15 protein-coding genes are annotated in these 16876 nt (G+C 27.9%); 10 read left to right on the top strand and 5 right to left on the bottom strand.

The genetic code is table 11. The features are described from left to right. Positions 1 to 61 precede the first annotated feature (61 nt). On the top strand, positions 62 to 2800 hold the full coding sequence (locus ACFOWD_RS02625) for a PD-(D/E)XK nuclease family protein (protein ID WP_377407888.1): 2739 nt from the start codon (positions 62 to 64) through the stop codon (positions 2798 to 2800). Here the strand turns inward: ACFOWD_RS02625 and ACFOWD_RS02620 are convergent. After that, a complete protein-coding gene (locus ACFOWD_RS02620) occupies positions 2797 to 3585 on the bottom strand; it encodes a universal stress protein (RefSeq protein WP_377407886.1) in 789 nt (262 codons plus the stop codon). The genes ACFOWD_RS02625 and ACFOWD_RS02620 overlap by 4 nt on opposite strands. A gap of 94 nt (positions 3586 to 3679) precedes the next feature. Here ACFOWD_RS02620 and ACFOWD_RS02615 point away from each other — a divergent pair, with 94 nt between their 5' ends. Genes ACFOWD_RS02615 through ACFOWD_RS02600 form a run of 4 tightly spaced genes read left to right on the top strand, consistent with a single transcriptional unit; the run spans position 3680 to position 7793 of the window. Then, positions 3680 to 5011, top strand: coding sequence for an MATE family efflux transporter (locus ACFOWD_RS02615; protein WP_377407885.1), 1332 nt, complete (start codon positions 3680 to 3682; stop codon positions 5009 to 5011). Between the two features lie 50 nt (positions 5012 to 5061). Beyond that, positions 5062 to 5529 carry a hypothetical protein gene (locus ACFOWD_RS02610; RefSeq protein ID WP_377407883.1) on the top strand — a complete coding sequence of 156 codons (468 nt, stop codon included), beginning with the start codon at positions 5062 to 5064 and terminating at the stop codon, positions 5527 to 5529. 48 nt (positions 5530 to 5577) lie between these two features. After that, the gene (locus tag ACFOWD_RS02605) at positions 5578 to 6987 is read left to right on the top strand and encodes a sensor histidine kinase (RefSeq protein WP_298990182.1); all 1410 of its coding nucleotides are present in this window, start codon (positions 5578 to 5580) and stop codon (positions 6985 to 6987) included. A gap of 23 nt (positions 6988 to 7010) precedes the next feature. Next, positions 7011 to 7793 (top strand): enoyl-CoA hydratase/isomerase family protein, encoded by a 783-nt coding sequence (locus ACFOWD_RS02600; RefSeq protein WP_377407881.1) that lies wholly within the window; start codon positions 7011 to 7013, stop codon positions 7791 to 7793. 67 nt (positions 7794 to 7860) lie between these two features. On the opposite strand, the gene ACFOWD_RS02595 is transcribed toward ACFOWD_RS02600, so the two are convergent. Further along, a complete protein-coding gene (locus ACFOWD_RS02595) occupies positions 7861 to 8454 on the bottom strand; it encodes a hypothetical protein (RefSeq protein ID WP_377407879.1) in 594 nt (197 codons plus the stop codon). A 327-nt stretch (positions 8455 to 8781) separates the two neighbouring features. On the opposite strand from ACFOWD_RS02595, the gene ACFOWD_RS02590 reads away from it, so the two are divergent. Both ACFOWD_RS02590 and ACFOWD_RS02585 read left to right on the top strand, forming a co-directional pair. Beyond that, on the top strand, positions 8782 to 9654 hold the full coding sequence (locus ACFOWD_RS02590) for an AraC family transcriptional regulator (RefSeq protein WP_377407877.1): 873 nt from the start codon (positions 8782 to 8784) through the stop codon (positions 9652 to 9654). A gap of 3 nt (positions 9655 to 9657) precedes the next feature. Continuing rightward, a complete protein-coding gene (locus tag ACFOWD_RS02585) occupies positions 9658 to 9831 on the top strand; it encodes a hypothetical protein (RefSeq protein WP_298990171.1) in 174 nt (57 codons plus the stop codon). Position 9832: 1 nt separating this feature from the next. Here the strand turns inward: ACFOWD_RS02585 and ACFOWD_RS02580 are convergent, their stop codons facing one another. The 3 genes from ACFOWD_RS02580 to ACFOWD_RS02570 are packed head-to-tail and all read right to left on the bottom strand — an operon-like array spanning position 9833 to position 11202. After that, positions 9833 to 10492 carry an HD domain-containing protein gene (locus tag ACFOWD_RS02580; protein ID WP_377407875.1) on the bottom strand — a complete coding sequence of 220 codons (660 nt, stop codon included), beginning with the start codon at positions 10490 to 10492 and terminating at the stop codon, positions 9833 to 9835. A 2-nt stretch (positions 10493 to 10494) separates the two neighbouring features. Next, entirely contained in the window at positions 10495 to 10755 is a 261-nt protein-coding gene (locus ACFOWD_RS02575; protein WP_377407873.1) for a hypothetical protein, read from the bottom strand. Between the two features lie 36 nt (positions 10756 to 10791). Next, positions 10792 to 11202, bottom strand: a complete 411-nt coding sequence (locus ACFOWD_RS02570; RefSeq protein ID WP_298990160.1) for a BrxA/BrxB family bacilliredoxin — start codon at positions 11200 to 11202, stop codon at positions 10792 to 10794. Between the two features lie 156 nt (positions 11203 to 11358). Here ACFOWD_RS02570 and ACFOWD_RS02565 point away from each other — a divergent pair, with 156 nt between their 5' ends. Genes ACFOWD_RS02565 through ileS form a run of 3 tightly spaced genes read left to right on the top strand, consistent with a single transcriptional unit; the run spans position 11359 to position 16874 of the window. Beyond that, positions 11359 to 12117 carry a TerB family tellurite resistance protein gene (locus ACFOWD_RS02565; protein WP_377407871.1) on the top strand — a complete coding sequence of 253 codons (759 nt, stop codon included), beginning with the start codon at positions 11359 to 11361 and terminating at the stop codon, positions 12115 to 12117. After that, positions 12117 to 13346 (top strand): FAD-dependent monooxygenase, encoded by a 1230-nt coding sequence (locus ACFOWD_RS02560; protein WP_377407869.1) that lies wholly within the window; start codon positions 12117 to 12119, stop codon positions 13344 to 13346. The genes ACFOWD_RS02565 and ACFOWD_RS02560 overlap by 1 nt, the downstream gene beginning before the upstream one ends. Positions 13347 to 13400: 54 nt before the next feature. Next, positions 13401 to 16874: an isoleucine--tRNA ligase gene (gene ileS, locus ACFOWD_RS02555; RefSeq protein ID WP_377407867.1), complete on the top strand. Its 3474-nt coding sequence runs from the start codon at positions 13401 to 13403 to the stop codon at positions 16872 to 16874. Positions 16875 to 16876: the final 2 nt, after the last annotated feature.

Genomic DNA, 16876 nt, shown 5'->3' with positions numbered 1-16876 from the left:
AAACTTTTATAAAGGTAAGTTTTTGTAATTTAGAAATCAAATACAGATTTTTTATTATTCTATGCAGACCTTTATTTCAGAAACTTTAAATGATGTTCTTAAAAATACTTCTTCATTAGAAAATGCAGTTATAATTTTACCATCTCAGAGAGCTAAAGTATTTGTTAAACAAGATCTAAAAGATAAAATAACTATTGGGTTCTTACCAGAAATTTTAAGTATTGAAGAGTTTATACAACAAGTTTCAGAAATTTATCAAATAGATAATATTCAATTATTATTTGAATTTTATGCGATTTATAAAAAGCTTGAAAAAGACCAAATTTCTTTTGATACTTTTACTTCTTGGGCAAGTACAGTGCTTCAAGATTTTAATGAAATTGATCAGCATTTAATTAATACAGACGATATTTTTGCTTATATAAGAGATATAGAAAGACTAAGAAAATGGTCTGTAAAAGGTACTTTTAAAGAAACAGACTTAATAAAAGATCATCATTCTTTTTTAGAAAAACTAAATAGTTATTATAAAGAATTATACACGTTTTTAAAGCGTAAAAATATAGGATATCAAGGTTTAATTTACAGGGAAGCATGTAATAAAATAGACTCTTATTTAACTAAGAATAGTCATAAAACTTTTTCTTTTATTGGTTTTAATGCGTTAAATAAAGCAGAAGAATTTATTTTTCAAAAAGTATTAGAGAGTGGTAGTTCTGAAATTTATTGGGATGTTGATGAAACTTTTTTTAATACAAATCATTTAGCAGGTAAATTTATTAGACAATATAAATCTGAATGGAAGTATTATGAAAATAAAGAGTTAAAGACATTAACATCCAATTTTAATTCTTCAAAAAATATTGAAATTATTGGAGCTGCAAAAAATATTACGCAAGTAAAATATATAGGTGAAATTTTAGAAAAAAAAGAAAAATTTAATAATACAGCTTTGGTTTTAGCAGATGAAACTTTGTTGCCTGTTGCTTTAAGTTCTTTACCTAAAAATATAAACGCTATAAATATTACTATGGGTTATCCTTTAAAAGATATTCCAGTTGTTAACTTATTCTCATCGATTTTTAAGCTTTTTTTGACTCAAGAAAAACTAAATAAATCTATAACGCAACAATTTTATTTTAAAGACGTAATTCAGTTTTTTAGACAGCCTTTTATATATCAAAAAGTGCCTAACATAGATGAGTTTTGCAATGCAATTGCACAAAATAACATCACTTTTATTACAAAAGAAGAAATTAGTAATCTTTTAGAAAAATCTGAGTTTGATTATAAAAATAGCATTCTAAATATATTTAATCCATTTACATCTATACAACAATTTATTCCTGTAATGTTAGATTTGATTGATATTATTAAAGAAGAAACAGTTTCTTTAGAAAAAGAATATTTATTTAGATTTTATACCATTTTAAACCAATTAAATACATTACAGAAAGAATATCACCATTTCTCTGATTTAAAGACATTTTTTCAATTTTTTAAACAGATTACATCTCAAGAAAGTTTATCATTTCAAGGAGAACCATTAAAAGGTTTACAGTTAATGGGAATGTTAGAAACTAGAGTTTTAGATTTTGAAACAATAATTATAGCTTCTGCAAATGAAGGAGTTTTGCCAGCTAATTTTCAGAAAAACTCATTTATTCCTTTTGATGTAAAAATCCAATATGGTTTACCTACTTACAGAGAAAAAGATGCTATTTTTTCTTATCACTTTTTTAGGCTGACACAAAGGGCTAAAAATATTTATATTTTATACAATACTGAAAATGATGGTTTTGGTAATGGAGAAAAAAGTAGGTTTGTAACTCAATTAGAAATGTTACAACCTAACATTACTAAAAAAATGATTTCTCCTTTAGTTATTGCTCAAAAAAATGAACAAAAAGAAATTTACAAAAATGAACAGATTTTAGTAAGATTAAGAGAAATTGCAAAACAAGGATTTTCACCTTCTTCATTAACTAATTATTTAAGAAATCCGATTACATTTTATAAACAGAAAATTCTAAAGATTAAAGAGTATAATGATGTTGAAGAAACTGTTGCAGCAAATACACTTGGTACAATTGTTCACGAAACTTTAGATAAACTATATACACCTCTTGTAGGTAAATTACTATCTGTAGAAATTATTAAAGATATGATGCAAAAATCAACAGATATTGTTCAGCATCAATTTAAAGTTTTTTTTAAAAACGGAGATATTTCAACAGGTAAAAACAGATTGATATTTGAAGTTGCTAATAGGTTTGTATATAATTTTTTAAATCAAGAATTAAAGCTGGTTTCTAACAAAAAGAATCAACTAAAAATTATAGCAACAGAAGAAGATTTAGCAAGTGTAATTCATGTAGATGGTTTAGATTTTCCTATTAAAATTCATGGAAAAGTAGATAGAGTTGATGAATTAAATGGTGTAACTAGAATTATAGATTATAAAACAGGTTTGGTAAAAAATACTGAGTTAAAAATTTCAGATTTTAGTAATTTAAGAGATGATAAACATCATAAAGCCATTCAAGTTTTGTTATATGCTTTTCTATTTACTAAAAGTAAAAATTACGATAAAAATAAAAAACTAACTGCTGGTGTTTTTTCATTTAAAAATCTGAACAGTCAATTTTTAAGTGTAGATTTTGCAGGTGTTAGAAAACCATCAGAAACAAACATAACTCAAGATAAGTTAGAAGAATTTTTAAACGAACTAAAAACTTATATAGTAGAAATATATAATAAAGAAATTAGTTTTTTAGAACCTATTGATGCTAAATATTAACCCTTTAAAATTAATAAAGGAATACTAGTATGAAATTCTTGTTTTAGTACTGTATTTTTTTCCCAAAGTTTTTGAAAGAATCCTCTTTTGCGTCTAAATACACATAACATATCTGGCTTATGTGTTTGAAAATGCTCTAAAACACCTTGAAAAGTAGTAGCGTTTTCTGTAACTGTTAATGTAGACTGTAAATCTTTTAATTTATCGTTTAAAATTAAATCTTCTTCTTTATAATCAGGTGTTTTTACCAAAAGTAAATTTACTTGACTTTTAAATTGCTTAACTATGAAGCTTAATGGATGTAAAGCTGTTTTACTTTTTACTATTCCTGAATTAAAGGCAAATAATATATTATGTATAGGATTGAATTTGTAAACATCAGGAATTGCTAAAACAGGGATGTCTGTTTGTTTAACTATACTTCCAGCAGTTTTTCCTAAAAAAACTTCTTCTTTTATAGAGTTAGCTCTTGCACCTGCAATAATTAAATCTATCCCTAATTCATCATCAATTGCAAGTACACTATCTACAACAGAACCTTTAGCAGAAATAAGTTTTACATCTACATTTTTGGTATCTACTGCACTAACCATAGTTTTTAAATATAGGTTAGTTTCACGTTCTATAATAGCATCTATATTAATTATTGTACCTGCTTTACTAAGAGCACTGTAGGCTCTAAAAACAAATACTTTTGCGTCTATATTTTTAGCAAAATCAATAGCATATTGTAGCGTATTTTTTGCACTTTCTGTAGATCCAATAGGTACTAAAATGTGTTGCATTTCTGTGACAATTTATTTATGCAAAGGTAGTCTTTTTTAAAAAAAGGCTATACATTCTATATTTTAGATATGTAACTTTGCTAAAAATATTTTTTTGAATACAGATATAAGTTTAAAACGTATAAATAAATTAGCTATTCCAGCTCTTATTGCAGGTATAGCAGAGCCACTTTTATCTATTACAGATACTGCTATTATTGGTAATATAGATACAAACGCAACAGAAAGTTTAGCAGCAGTTGGTATTGTAGGTGCTTTTATTTCTATGTTAGTTTGGGTTTTTGGTCAAATTAGAAGTGCTATATCGTCTATTATTTCTCAATATTTAGGGGCTAATAGATTAGATATCATAAAAAATTTACCTGCTCAAGCTATTGGTATTGTTGTTTTAGGTAGTATATTAATATTATCAATTTCTTATCCTTTTGCAAAGCAAATTTTTCAGTTTTATAATGCTTCTGGTGTTGTTTTAGAATATTGTATTATCTATTTTAAAATTAGGATTTTTGGGTTTCCTTTTTCATTATTTGTTTTTGCTATTTTTGGAATTTTTAGAGGATTACAGAACACATTTTATCCTATGATTATTGCCATATTTGGAGCATTATTGAATGTTTTTTTAGATATTATTTTAGTATATGGAATAGAAGGTTTTATACCTGCAATGAATATAGAAGGTGCAGCATATGCAAGTCTTATTGCTCAAATTTCTATGGCTATTATTTCTTTTATTTTGTTAGTAAAGAAAACAAATTTTTCATTGAAGATAAGTTTCCCTTTTCATGAAGAAATTCCAAGATTGTTAGGTATGATTGGTAATCTTTTCATTAGAACAATAGCATTAAATACTGCATTATATTTTGCAACTGCTTATGCAACAGATTATGGAGCAGCTTATATAGCAGCGTATACTATTGGGATAAATATATGGTTATTAGGTGCATTTATGATTGATGGCTACTCAAGTGCAGGTAATATTTTAGCTGGTAAATTATTTGGCGCAAAAGACTATAAATCTCTTATAGTAATTAGTAAAAAACTTACTAAATATGGAATTATAACAGGACTCATCATAATGAGTTTTGGGTTTTTATTTTACAACCTAATTGGTAAAATATTTACAAAAGAAGATTTGGTTTTAGCAGAATTTAATCATGTTTTTTGGATTGTTTTACTAACTATGCCAATAAGTGCTTTAACTTTTATTTTTGATGGTATGTTTAAAGGAATGGGTAAAATGAAATTTCTTAGAAATGTTTTAATTTTATCTACAGCTTTTGGCTTTATACCTACTTTACTATTTTTCGATTGGTTAGATTATAAATTAGTTGCAATCTGGATTGCTTTTACTATTTGGATTTTAGCAAGAGGAATCCCTTTAATGATAAAGTTTAGAAAACTATTTTATCCATTAGTTAAATCATAAAAACGCTAGAGTTTTAATTCTTATATTGTATTTTTTAAAAGGTTTAGGATATGAAACAACGATTTATTTATGTATTTCTTTTTTTTGGAATGCTTTTTGTTAGCTGTAGTGCAGATAAAAATTCTAAAGAATTTATGGTAAATTCATGGCAAACAACATATTTAAAAATTGAAATGCCAACGCATCAAAAATCAGATTCTTTAAATGTTTATGAAGATAAATTTGAAAATAATCCAGAGCTGATTGCACAATCTAACTATAAATCTGATGGTACTTTCACTTCTTGGTTTTTAAATAAAAAAGGAGAAAAAATTTCTGAATCAAATGGTAAATGGCAAGTAAAAGAAGACTCACTTTTTGTTCAATTTTTTTATAATCGTAGAGATATGAAAGTGAGTTATCATATAAAAGAAACTGATGAAGGTTTTATTGCAAAAAGTAAATATGATTGGGATGAAGATGGTGATTTTGATGATATTTTGACCATGAAAACAAAAAAAATAAAACTAGATAATTAGAAATTAGTGTTTAAAAATATTTCTTTACGAATACGTATTTTTTTATCAATGACCTTATTGGTGTTGTTAGCCTCAATACTAATTTTGGTGGTAACAGTTTATCAGTATGATGAACAAACAAAAGATTATAATATTCATCGTTTCGAACGTAAAGAAGCTACCACAATAGAAACGATACAACTAGAACTTTCAAATAAAACAAGTTATCCTGTAAAGACAGAAAATTTATCAAAAATATTTCAAGAACGTATTTACGAAATATCATCAATCAATAAACTCAATATTTCTATTTTTGATTTACATGGTAACCTATTAGTTTCCTCAAAAACAAATGCATTCGAAGAAAATAAAATTCAGCCTTTAAGTTATGATAAGCTTAATGAATTAGCCCAAAATTCAAACCACAGAATTTTTAAAAGTGATGAGATTGAAGAGACAGGTTATCAAGTTTCATATACATATATTAACGACCCCAAGTTTAAAAGAATAGGTATTTTAGAATTACAATTTTCTCAAGATAATTCTGAAATAGAAGAAGAGTTAGAAGAGTTTATAAAGAGACTTAGTTTGGTCTATGTTTTAATGTTTATGATAGCTATAGCATTAGCTTATTTCTTATCAAGTTATATTACTCGTTCTATAAAAACGATTTCTGAAAGAATGCAACAAACGCGTTTAAACGAAAGAAACGAAAAAATTATTTTAGATGAGGCAAGCTCTGAAATAGAAGTGTTGGTTGAAGCATATAATAATATGATAGATCAGCTTGAAGAAAGTGCAGCTAAACTTGCTAAAAGCGAAAGAGAACAGGCTTGGAGAGAAATGGCTAAACAAGTTGCTCATGAAATTAAAAACCCATTAACTCCAATGCGTTTAACTGTACAAAGTTTTGAGCGCAAGTTTAATCCTGAGGATGAAAATATAAGAGAAAAATTAGCAGAATATAGTAAAACTTTAATTCAGCAAATAGATGTAATGAGTTCTATTGCTTCTGCATTTTCTGATTTTGCTAAAATGCCATCTCAAAAAAAGGAAAAGATAGATGTTGTAAAAGTGGTAAAACTAGCCTTAGAAATTTTTGGTGAAAAATATATTAACTACCTACCAAAAGAAAAAGAAATTTTTGCAAATCTAGATAAAACACAACTTATTAGAATTGTAACCAATCTAGTTAAGAATGCAATACAGGCGATTGATAAAGAAGAAAAACCACTAATAGAGGTTAAAGTTTTTTCTGAAAAAGACAGTGTAAAAATTATTGTTTCAGATAATGGGAAAGGTATAGAAGAAGATGTAAAAGCATTAATTTTTGAACCTAAATTTACCACTAAAAGCAGTGGCATGGGCTTAGGATTACCTATGATAAAAAATATTATTGAAGCTTATGAGGGTACAATTTCTTTTACTTCAAAAATTGGATTTGGAACTGTATTTACTGTAATTTTGCCAAAAAAATAAATCGATAACGTATAATTAAAAGTATGAAGTTTAATAACATTTTAGTTGAAGAAGCTAATGAAACAGCAATTGTAACCATAAATAGGCCAAAGAAATTAAACGCATTAAATAAAGAAACTATTTTAGAATTATCTAATGCTTTTAAAGCTCTAGAGGAAAATAGTATAGTAAAAGTGATTATTCTTACAGGTAGTGGAGATAAATCTTTTGTAGCAGGAGCAGATATTTCAGAGTTTGCCCATTTCTCAGTAGAAAATGGAGGTAAATTAGCTAGAAAAGGACAAGAGATGTTATTTGATTTAATAGAGAATTTATCTAAACCAGTAATCGCAGCAATTAACGGTTTTGCTTTAGGTGGTGGTTTAGAATTAGCCATGTCTTGTCATTTTAGAATAGCTTCAGACAATGCAAAAATGGGATTGCCAGAAGTTTCTTTAGGAGTCATACCAGGTTATGGAGGCACACAACGTTTACCACAATTAGTTGGTAAAGGTAAAGCCATGGAAATGATTATGAGTGCAGCCATGATTTCTGCAGAAGAAGCTAAAGATTGTGGTTTAGTAAACCATGTTACAAGTCAAGAAGAACTATTAGGTTTAGCTAATAAAATTGCAGGAAAAATATTAAGAAATTCCTCTGTTGCTATTTCAGCAGCAATAAGAGCAGTAAATGCAAATTACGATAAGAATTTAAATGGTTTTGATGTTGAGATAGATGAGTTTGGTTCGTGTTTTGGTACTCAAGATTTTAAAGAAGGAACTACAGCCTTCTTAGAAAAAAGAAAGCCTAATTTTCCTAATAAATAAAAAAACGAGCCTTTTAAGGCTCGTTTTTAATCAAATTAACATTTAAAATATTTACACTATAGTTTTCTTAATAATTGAAATTATGAGTGTAACTTCTATTGTTATTGTAAAGTACAACCTTATAAGGTCCATCTAATTCTTGTTCTAATCTATAAGCTCTGTTAATAATCTCTTTATTTTCAATTGTTTCAGAGAATATAATTTCTCCTTTATAGTAAATAGAAAGCAATAAAGGTTCTTTATCAAATGCAATTTTAGAAACCATTAATAAGTTTTTTTCGTTTCTAACAACTGGTTTAAAAATTACTTCTTTCTTATTTTTATTAAAAACAACATTATTATTTTTTATAGTAACATGATTTACAATAATTTGAAAATCTTTTTCTAACTCAATAATGTAATTACCATTTTTCAAAGAAGATAAATCTAGAATTTTTATCAATTTACCATTAGTAGAAATTTTTTCTGAATATAATATAGTACCGTTTTTTTCTTTAACAGTTAAAATTTCTCCTTTTTTTACATCATTAAATACTACTTTTAATTTTGTATTACTTATGATAGTAAATGAATTTTCAAATTTGTTTTTTGTGTTTCCGTAATTTAAAAATGTTGTCATCACCAAGACAATCATTAATACAGTTTTAATCAAATTTTTCATTTTTTTTGTTTTTGGGTTATTTTAAATTTTTGTTTTTCTTTTTTAATAATCTTTTATAACATATTGAACTGCAATTAATTCAGTTACTTATGAGATTTCAAATAATTCAATTTTTTAATCTTAATAAATTACTTTCTTTGTTAATCAAATTTTTGATTTTATGCTGCAAAGTTATATGTGAAATGCATAGTAGAAAACAACATAATTGGTAAGTTTATATGCTAAATTAACTTAACAATTACTTAACATCTTTATTAAAGTTAAAATAGCACACAATATTGATAATTATATACACAATTCCACTTCTTAGTGTTGTATTTTTGTAAAATGATACAGAAAAAACCTACACTAGAAAAAATTATTCCAAACTTTGGAAGTTCATTGTTGGTTAAAAAGCACGAAAAATTTCTAAAAACAATAACTCCTTTTTGGCATTTTCATCCAGAGATAGAGTTGGTATATGTAAATAAGGGTAAAGGAAAAAGACATATAGGTAATCATATTAGCTATTTTAATAATAGTCAATTAGTGTTAATAGGTTCTAATTTACCACACATGGGATATTTAGATCGTTTAACGACAAACGGATCAGAAACATTAATTCAGTTTTTACCAGAATTCTTAGGCAAAGAATTTTTTAAAATTCCTGAAATGGCTGCTATAGACGCTTTATTTGAAAGAGCTAAAAAAGGAATTCGTTTTAATATAGATATTAAAAGAAGAATTGGTGCCAAAATAGAAGCACTAGTAGATTTAGAAGGGGCATCAAGAATTACTTCTTTTATAGAGATATTAAACGATTTAGCAACAACAGACGATTATACATTATTAAATGCAGATGGTTTTGCTTTTGAAGCTACACATCAAGATAGCAATAAAATTGAAGTTGTATACAAGCATATAAATGACAACTTTAAAGAGCATATTAGTTTAGATGAAGTTTCAGATTTAGTAAGTATGACTGTACCAGCTTTTTGTAGATATTTTAAAAAAACGACAGGTAAAACATTTACAAAAATTGTAAATGAATATAGAGTTGTTCACGCTACTAAGCTGTTAGCTGAAAGTACAATGAGTATTACAGATATTAGTTTTGAATGTGGTTTTAATAATTTTTCTCACTTTAATAAACTATTTAAAGAATTTACAGGAAAAAGTGCATCTATTTACAGAAGTGAAATGAAAGATTTAATACAATAAACTATGGATAAGAAAATAGATAAAGCTTTAGAGTACTATACTTTTAAAAGCAAAGAAATTAAAGATTTTATAAATACAAGCTCAAATTTAACAGTTGAACAAATAATAGAAAGTGGAGAAGAGTTATCTATCTTAGAATATAAGATTACAGCACTAGAAGTAGCTAAAGAAAATTAGCCTATAAAGTTCCATTCCATTCTTTATAAAACTGATTTAAGTAAGTTTCCATAAACTGATGTCTTTCTTCTGCAATTTTTTTAGCAGCCTCAGTATTCATAGTATCTTTTAACAATAACAATTTTTCATAAAAATGATTAATTGTTGGAGCTTCAGATTTTTTATACTCCTCTTTAGTCATTGTTAAATTTGGTCTTATCTCAGGGTCGTATAAAGGTCTATTTTTAAAACCCCCATAATTAAAACAACGAGCAATACCAATAGCTCCAATAGCATCTAATTTATCTGCATCTTGTACAACTTGAAATTCTTTTGAATTTATAGGAGATTTTTCTGACGATAATTCATTTTTAAATGACATATGAGTAATGATATTTACTACATGTGCAATAACACCATTATCAACTTTTTGAGTATGTAAAAATTCAGAAGCTTTTTTAGGTCCAATAGATTCATCACCTTTATGAAATTTAGCATCTGCTATATCATGTAGTAAAGCAGCTAAAGAAACCACAAAAACGTCTACTTTTTCTTCTCTAGAAATAAGTAAAGTATTTCTAAACACACGTTCTATATGAAACCAATCATGTCCTCCTTCAGCATCTTTTAACTCTTCTTTTACAAACACTATTGTATTATTAATTACTTTTTCCTGATTCATTTTTAAGTTCTTTTAGCAAGTTCTTTTTTTATTTTTTTCATTTCAAACCACATTACAACAGCCATTGGAATAAAAAATAAAGGTAAAAATGTTTGATAGGAAACTCCATTTGAAGCTGTTGAAAAAACCGCTAAAACAATCATTAAAAAAATCACAGCAGTTTGTGCAATAAATAATGTTTTTTGAGTTTTTAATTTCTTTAATAATTCCTCTTTAGTATAGTCAGAAATCATAATAGGCATAATATAAAATATAAAATCCACGAATTAACGTGGATTTTAATAGTGTTTTTTAACTAATTAACAGTGCTCTTCGTAAGCAGCTGCTAAATTTTGTGCAATCATTTGAGCAGATCTACCTTCTATATGATGACGCTCTAACATATGTACTAAATTACCATCTTTAAATAAGGCAATAGCTGGAGATGATGGAGGAAAAGGAATCATATATTCTCTAGCTTTTTGAGTAGATTCTTTTTCAACACCAGCAAAAACTGTTGTTAAATGATCTGGTGTTTTATCTGCACCTAAAGAAGCTATTGCTCCTGGTCTTGCAGTACCTGCTGCACAACCACAAACAGAATTTACCATCACTAAAGTAGTACCTTCTTTTGCCATTGCTTTTTCTACGTCATCAGCTGTATATAATGCTTCAAAACCTGCATCAATCAATTGATTACGCATTGGTTTTACTAATTCTTCTGGATACATAATAATCTAAATTTTAGAGCACAAATATACTTATAAAAAGAGTATACTTCAAAAACCAAGGAACACTTATTCTAATAGATATATCAATAAAATTGATATCTAAAAAAAGTAATCAAAAAAAGAAGTATTCTTTATCTTTGAGCTTTAAATTTTTATATGAGTAGTTTTTCAAAATGGTTAGGAGCTGGATTAGGATTTACTTTAGGTGGCCCTATAGGAGCTGCAATTGGTTTTGCAATTGGTAGTTTTGTTGATGAATTTAATGTAGAAGACCTTACTAAAGAAAAGAGGAGTTATCAAAGAAGAGTAGAATCTAAAAGAGGTTCTATTAACACACAATCTGGTGATTTTGAAATGAGTCTTTTGGTTTTGGCATCTATTGTCATTAAATCCGATGGAAAAATTGACCAAAGAGAATTAGATTATGTAAGATCTCAATTCTTAAGTATGTATGGCAAACAAAGAGCTAACAATGCATTTAAGCTATTTAAAGGAATTGTAAAAAAAGATATTTCTGCACGTCAAGTTTGTATTCAAATTAGAGAACATATGTCACATGCTTCTCGTCTTCAATTAATTCATTTTTTATTTGGTATTGCAAAAGCAGATGACTTTGTAACTCAAAAAGAAGTAGATGAAATTAAAAAAATTGCTGGTTATTTATATATTAATCAATATGATTATGAATCTATAAAAGCGATGTTCTACGATGCTTCTGATAATGCTTATAAAATCTTAGAGATTACTAAATCTGTGTCTAATGATGAGGTAAAAACAGCTTACAGAAAAATGGTTAAAAAATACCATCCAGATAAATTAAGAGACTTGGGTGAAGAGCATTTAAAAGGAGCAAATGAAAAGTTTCAGAGCATACAGAATGCTTATGAAAAAATTAAGAATGAAAGAGGAATGTAATGCCAATTTTTGTGGAAGAGTATGATGTAATAGTAATTGGAGGTGGTCCTGCAGGTGGACAAACTGCAAGAGAATTATCTAAAAAAGGGATTAAAGTACTACTAGTAGAAAAGTACGCTTCTTTTAAATTGAATAATTTTTCTAGTGCAGGTATGACTTTAGCACCTTTAGAGGAATTTAAGTTGCCAGAATCTGTAGTTGGTGCTTATTGGAAAGATCTTGTGATACAATGTACCAAAGACATTCATATTTGGGAAGGTGAAGTTAAAAAAGGCGTTGTTTTAAATTTCCAAAAATTACGAGAGTTTTTAGCTGAAGAAACCCAAAAAAACGGAGGTACAGTTTTAATGGGTTATAAATACCTTAGCAAAAAAAGTATTGATAATCTAGTAGAAATTACTTTACAAAATTCATCAACCAAAGAAATAAGAAAAGTAAAATCAAAAATTGTAGTTGATGCAACTGGCCCTTTAAGAAAGGTAATGTTTGATGCTAATGAACAACAACCAGAAATGATTTTAGGTAGTGGAACAGAATATGAGATTGAAGTGTCACAAGAAATATATGATAAATATAAAGATAAGCTACTTTTTTTTCTAGGTCACAAATGGGCCATAAAAGGGTATTCTTGGATTTTTCCTATGGAAAATAGAATATTAAAAGTTGGTGCAGGTAAAACACATTTAAAATCAATAGATCAAGATAAAACAGATAAAACTACAAGAAGTATTACAGAAAAAATAATTGCTGAATATCTGCAAGCTACAGAGTATAAGATAATAGATAAACATGGTGGTATTGTTAGATATTGCAAAGGATTAAAAGATACATTTTATAAAGATAAAGTAGTTGGTGTAGGGGATGCTATTTCTGCCATAAATCCAAGAGGTGGAGAAGGGATAAGATATGCCATGCAAAGTGGAGCTTTGGCAGCAAAATATATACAAGAGTATCTAGAAACTGGTAAAGATAACTTTAAAGAATATCGAAAAGTTTGGCTAAAACAAAAGTCAAAAAAATGGAAATTAAGTGAGTATTCTGCAGCAAGAATGTATAGTAAATATTCAGATGTTCAAATAGAAAATAGAATACGTTTTTTCCATAAAAATTTCTCAATAGATGATATGATTGATAGTCTTTTTAACTTTAAATATAATAACGTGTTTTTAAGAGCTTTACAATACAGTTATGTAAAGTTTATATATTTCTTTAAAAACGAAAAATTTTAAAACTCTTTTCGTTTAAAATTCTTAATTTCGCAATCTTATCAGAAAAGTGAGATAATGAAAGCGAAATTTCCTGAATATAAAGGACTTGACTTACCAAAAGTAGCAGAAGAAATTCTTAATTATTGGCAAGAAAATGACATATTTGAAAAGAGTGTTACTTCAAGAGAAGGTGCAAAACCATTTGTGTTTTTCGAAGGTCCACCATCTGCAAATGGTTTACCAGGTGTACACCATGTTTTAGCCAGAGCTATTAAAGATATTTTTCCACGTTACAAAACTATGAAAGGATACCAAGTAAAGCGAAAAGCTGGATGGGATACTCATGGTTTGCCAATAGAATTGGGTGTTGAGAAAGAATTAGGCATTACAAAAGAAGATATTGGAGTTAAAATTTCTGTAGAAGAATACAATGCAGCTTGTAGAAAAGCTGTAATGCGTTACACAGATATTTGGAACGATTTAACTCAAAAAATGGGTTATTGGGTAGATATGGATGATCCATACATTACCTATGAACCAAAATATATGGAGTCTGTTTGGTGGTTATTAAAACAGATTTATAACAAAGAGTTAATTTATAAAGGCTATACAATTCAGCCTTATTCACCAAAAGCAGGTACAGGCTTAAGTTCTCACGAATTAAATCAACCAGGTACTTATCAAGATGTAACAGATACTACAGTTGTTGCACAGTTTAAAGCAATAGAAAGTTCATTACCAGAATTCTTAAAAAAGTTTGATCATTTAAATTTTATTGCTTGGACAACAACTCCATGGACATTACCAAGTAATACAGCATTAACAGTTGGACCAAAAATAGATTATGTTGTTGTAGCAAGTTATAACCAATACACTTTTGAGCCTTTTCATGTAATATTAGCTAAGAATTTAGTTGGTAAACAATTTTCAGGTAAATACGCTGAAGCTGAAAATTTAGAAGCATTAAAAAACTTCTCAAAAGAAGATAAAAAAATACCTTATTTAGTTGTTGCAGAATGTAAAGGAACAGATTTAGTAGGTATAAAATACGAGCAGTTAATGCAGTTTGCATTACCTTTCGATAATCCACAAGATGCTTTTAGAGTAATTGCTGGAGATTTTGTTACCACAGAAGATGGAACAGGTATAGTACATACAGCCCCAACTTTTGGAGCAGATGATGCATTGGTTGCAAAACAAGCTTCACCTGAAATTCCACCTTTATTAGTTAAAGACGAGAACGATAATTTAGTGCCATTAGTTGACTTACAAGGGCGTTTTAGACCAGAAGTGAAAGATGCTATTTATGGTTTTGCAAATGAGTATGTAAAAGCTGAATACTTAAATGATGATGAACTAGAAGAAGAATTAAAAGTTCAGCAAAACAGAATGCAGTCTGTAATTAAAAATCAACAAAAATATTTATCAGTTGATGAACGTTTAGGTTTAAAATTAAAGAACGAAAACAAAGCATTTAAAGTAGAAAAATACAAGCACAGTTACCCAAATTGTTGGAGAACAGATAAACCGATTTTATACTATCCATTAGATTCTTGGTTTATTAAAGTAACTGATGTTAAAGACAAAATGTATGAGCTAAACAAAACCATTAATTGGAAACCAGAATCTACAGGAACTGGTCGTTTTGGAAATTGGTTAGCAAATGCAAACGATTGGAATTTATCACGTTCACGTTATTGGGGAATTCCATTACCAATTTGGAGAACAGAAGATGGTAAAGAAGAAATTTGCATTGGTTCTGTAGAAGAGCTTAAAAATGAAATGGCTAAAGCTGTAGAAGCTGGAGTTTTAAAAGCTGATATTTTTGCTGATTTTGAAATTGGTAATAACTCAAATGAAAACTACGCAAAAATAGATTTACATAAAAATATCGTTGATGAAATTGTATTAGTTTCTTCAACTGGGCAACCTATGAAACGTGAGTCAGATTTAATAGATGTTTGGTTCGATTCTGGTTCTATGCCTTATGCTCAGTGGCATTATCCTTTTGAAAATAAAGCAAAAATTGATGAGAATAAATCATTTCCAGCAGATTTTATTGCAGAAGGAGTAGATCAAACACGTGGTTGGTTTTATACTTTACATGCTATAGGAACAATGGTTTTTGATTCTGTTGCCTATAAAAATGTTGTTTCAAACGGATTAGTTTTAGACAAAAACGGACAAAAAATGTCTAAACGTCTAGGGAATGCTGTAGATCCATTTACAACATTATCTACTTATGGAGCAGATGCTACAAGATGGTATATGATTTCTAATGCAAACCCTTGGGATAATTTAAAGTTTGATTTAGAAGGGATTGAAGAAGTAAAACGTAAGTTTTTTGGCACATTATACAATACATATTCATTCTTTAGTTTATATACTAATATTGATGGTTTTTCTTACGAAGAAGATGATATTCCTTTACATGAAAGACCAGAATTAGACAGATGGATTTTATCTGAATTACACACTTTAATCAATAAAGTTGATAAATTCTATGCAGAATATGAGCCAACAAGAGCTGCTAGAGCTATATCAGATTTTACGCAAGAATATTTAAGTAACTGGTATGTTCGTTTAAGTAGAAGACGTTTTTGGAAAGGAGATTATCAAAAAGATAAAATATCTGCTTATCAAACACTTTATACTTGTATGACTACTATTGCTAAACTTGGAGCACCAATTGCACCATTTTTTATGGATCGATTATACCAAGATTTAAATAAGGTAACACAAAAAGAAAGCTCAGAAAGTGTGCATTTGGCAGAATTTCCAAAATTTAATGAAGCCTTTGTAGATAAGAGTTTAGAGCGTAAAATGGAAAGTGCACAAACCATATCATCTTTAGTACTATCATTAAGAGCTAAAGAAAAGATTAAAGTGCGTCAGCCATTACAAAAAATCATGATTCCTGTTGATAGTCAGCAACAAAAAGAAGAAATCTTAGCAGTTTCAAATTTGATTAAGCACGAAGTAAATATCAAGGAAATTCAATTGATGGAAGATGCTTCAGATATCTTAATCAAACAAATAAAACCAAATTTTAAAGTTTTAGGACCAAAATTTGGGAAAGACATGCGTTTTATTGCAGCAGAAGTTGGTAAGTTTACACAAGAAGATATTAACAAAATAGAAAAAGATAAAAACATTTCTATAAACGTTAATGAAAAAAATATTACTTTGTCTCTCGAAGATGTAGAAATATCATCAAAAGATATAGAAGGTTGGTTAGTAGCTAATGAAGGTGCTTTAACTGTGGCTTTAGATGTAACTATAACAGATGATTTACGAAAAGAAGGTATTGCTAGAGAGTTAGTAAATAGAATACAGAATGCTCGTAAAGACACTGGTTTAGAAGTAACAGATAAAATTAAGTTAACTGTGCTTAATTATGCCAACTTACAAGATTCTATTAATGATAATAAAGACTACATTATGAGCGAAACATTAACCAAAGAATTGGTTTTTGTTGATGAATTAAATAATGGAGTTGAAATAGAATTTGACGACATTAAAAGTAAAATATTAATTGATAAAATGTAGGA

The organism is Polaribacter marinivivus (assembly GCF_042651285.1).
GTDB classification, from domain to species: Bacteria; Bacteroidota; Bacteroidia; order Flavobacteriales; family Flavobacteriaceae; genus Polaribacter; species Polaribacter marinivivus.
This window is presented reverse-complemented; position numbering and strand designations above follow the sequence as displayed.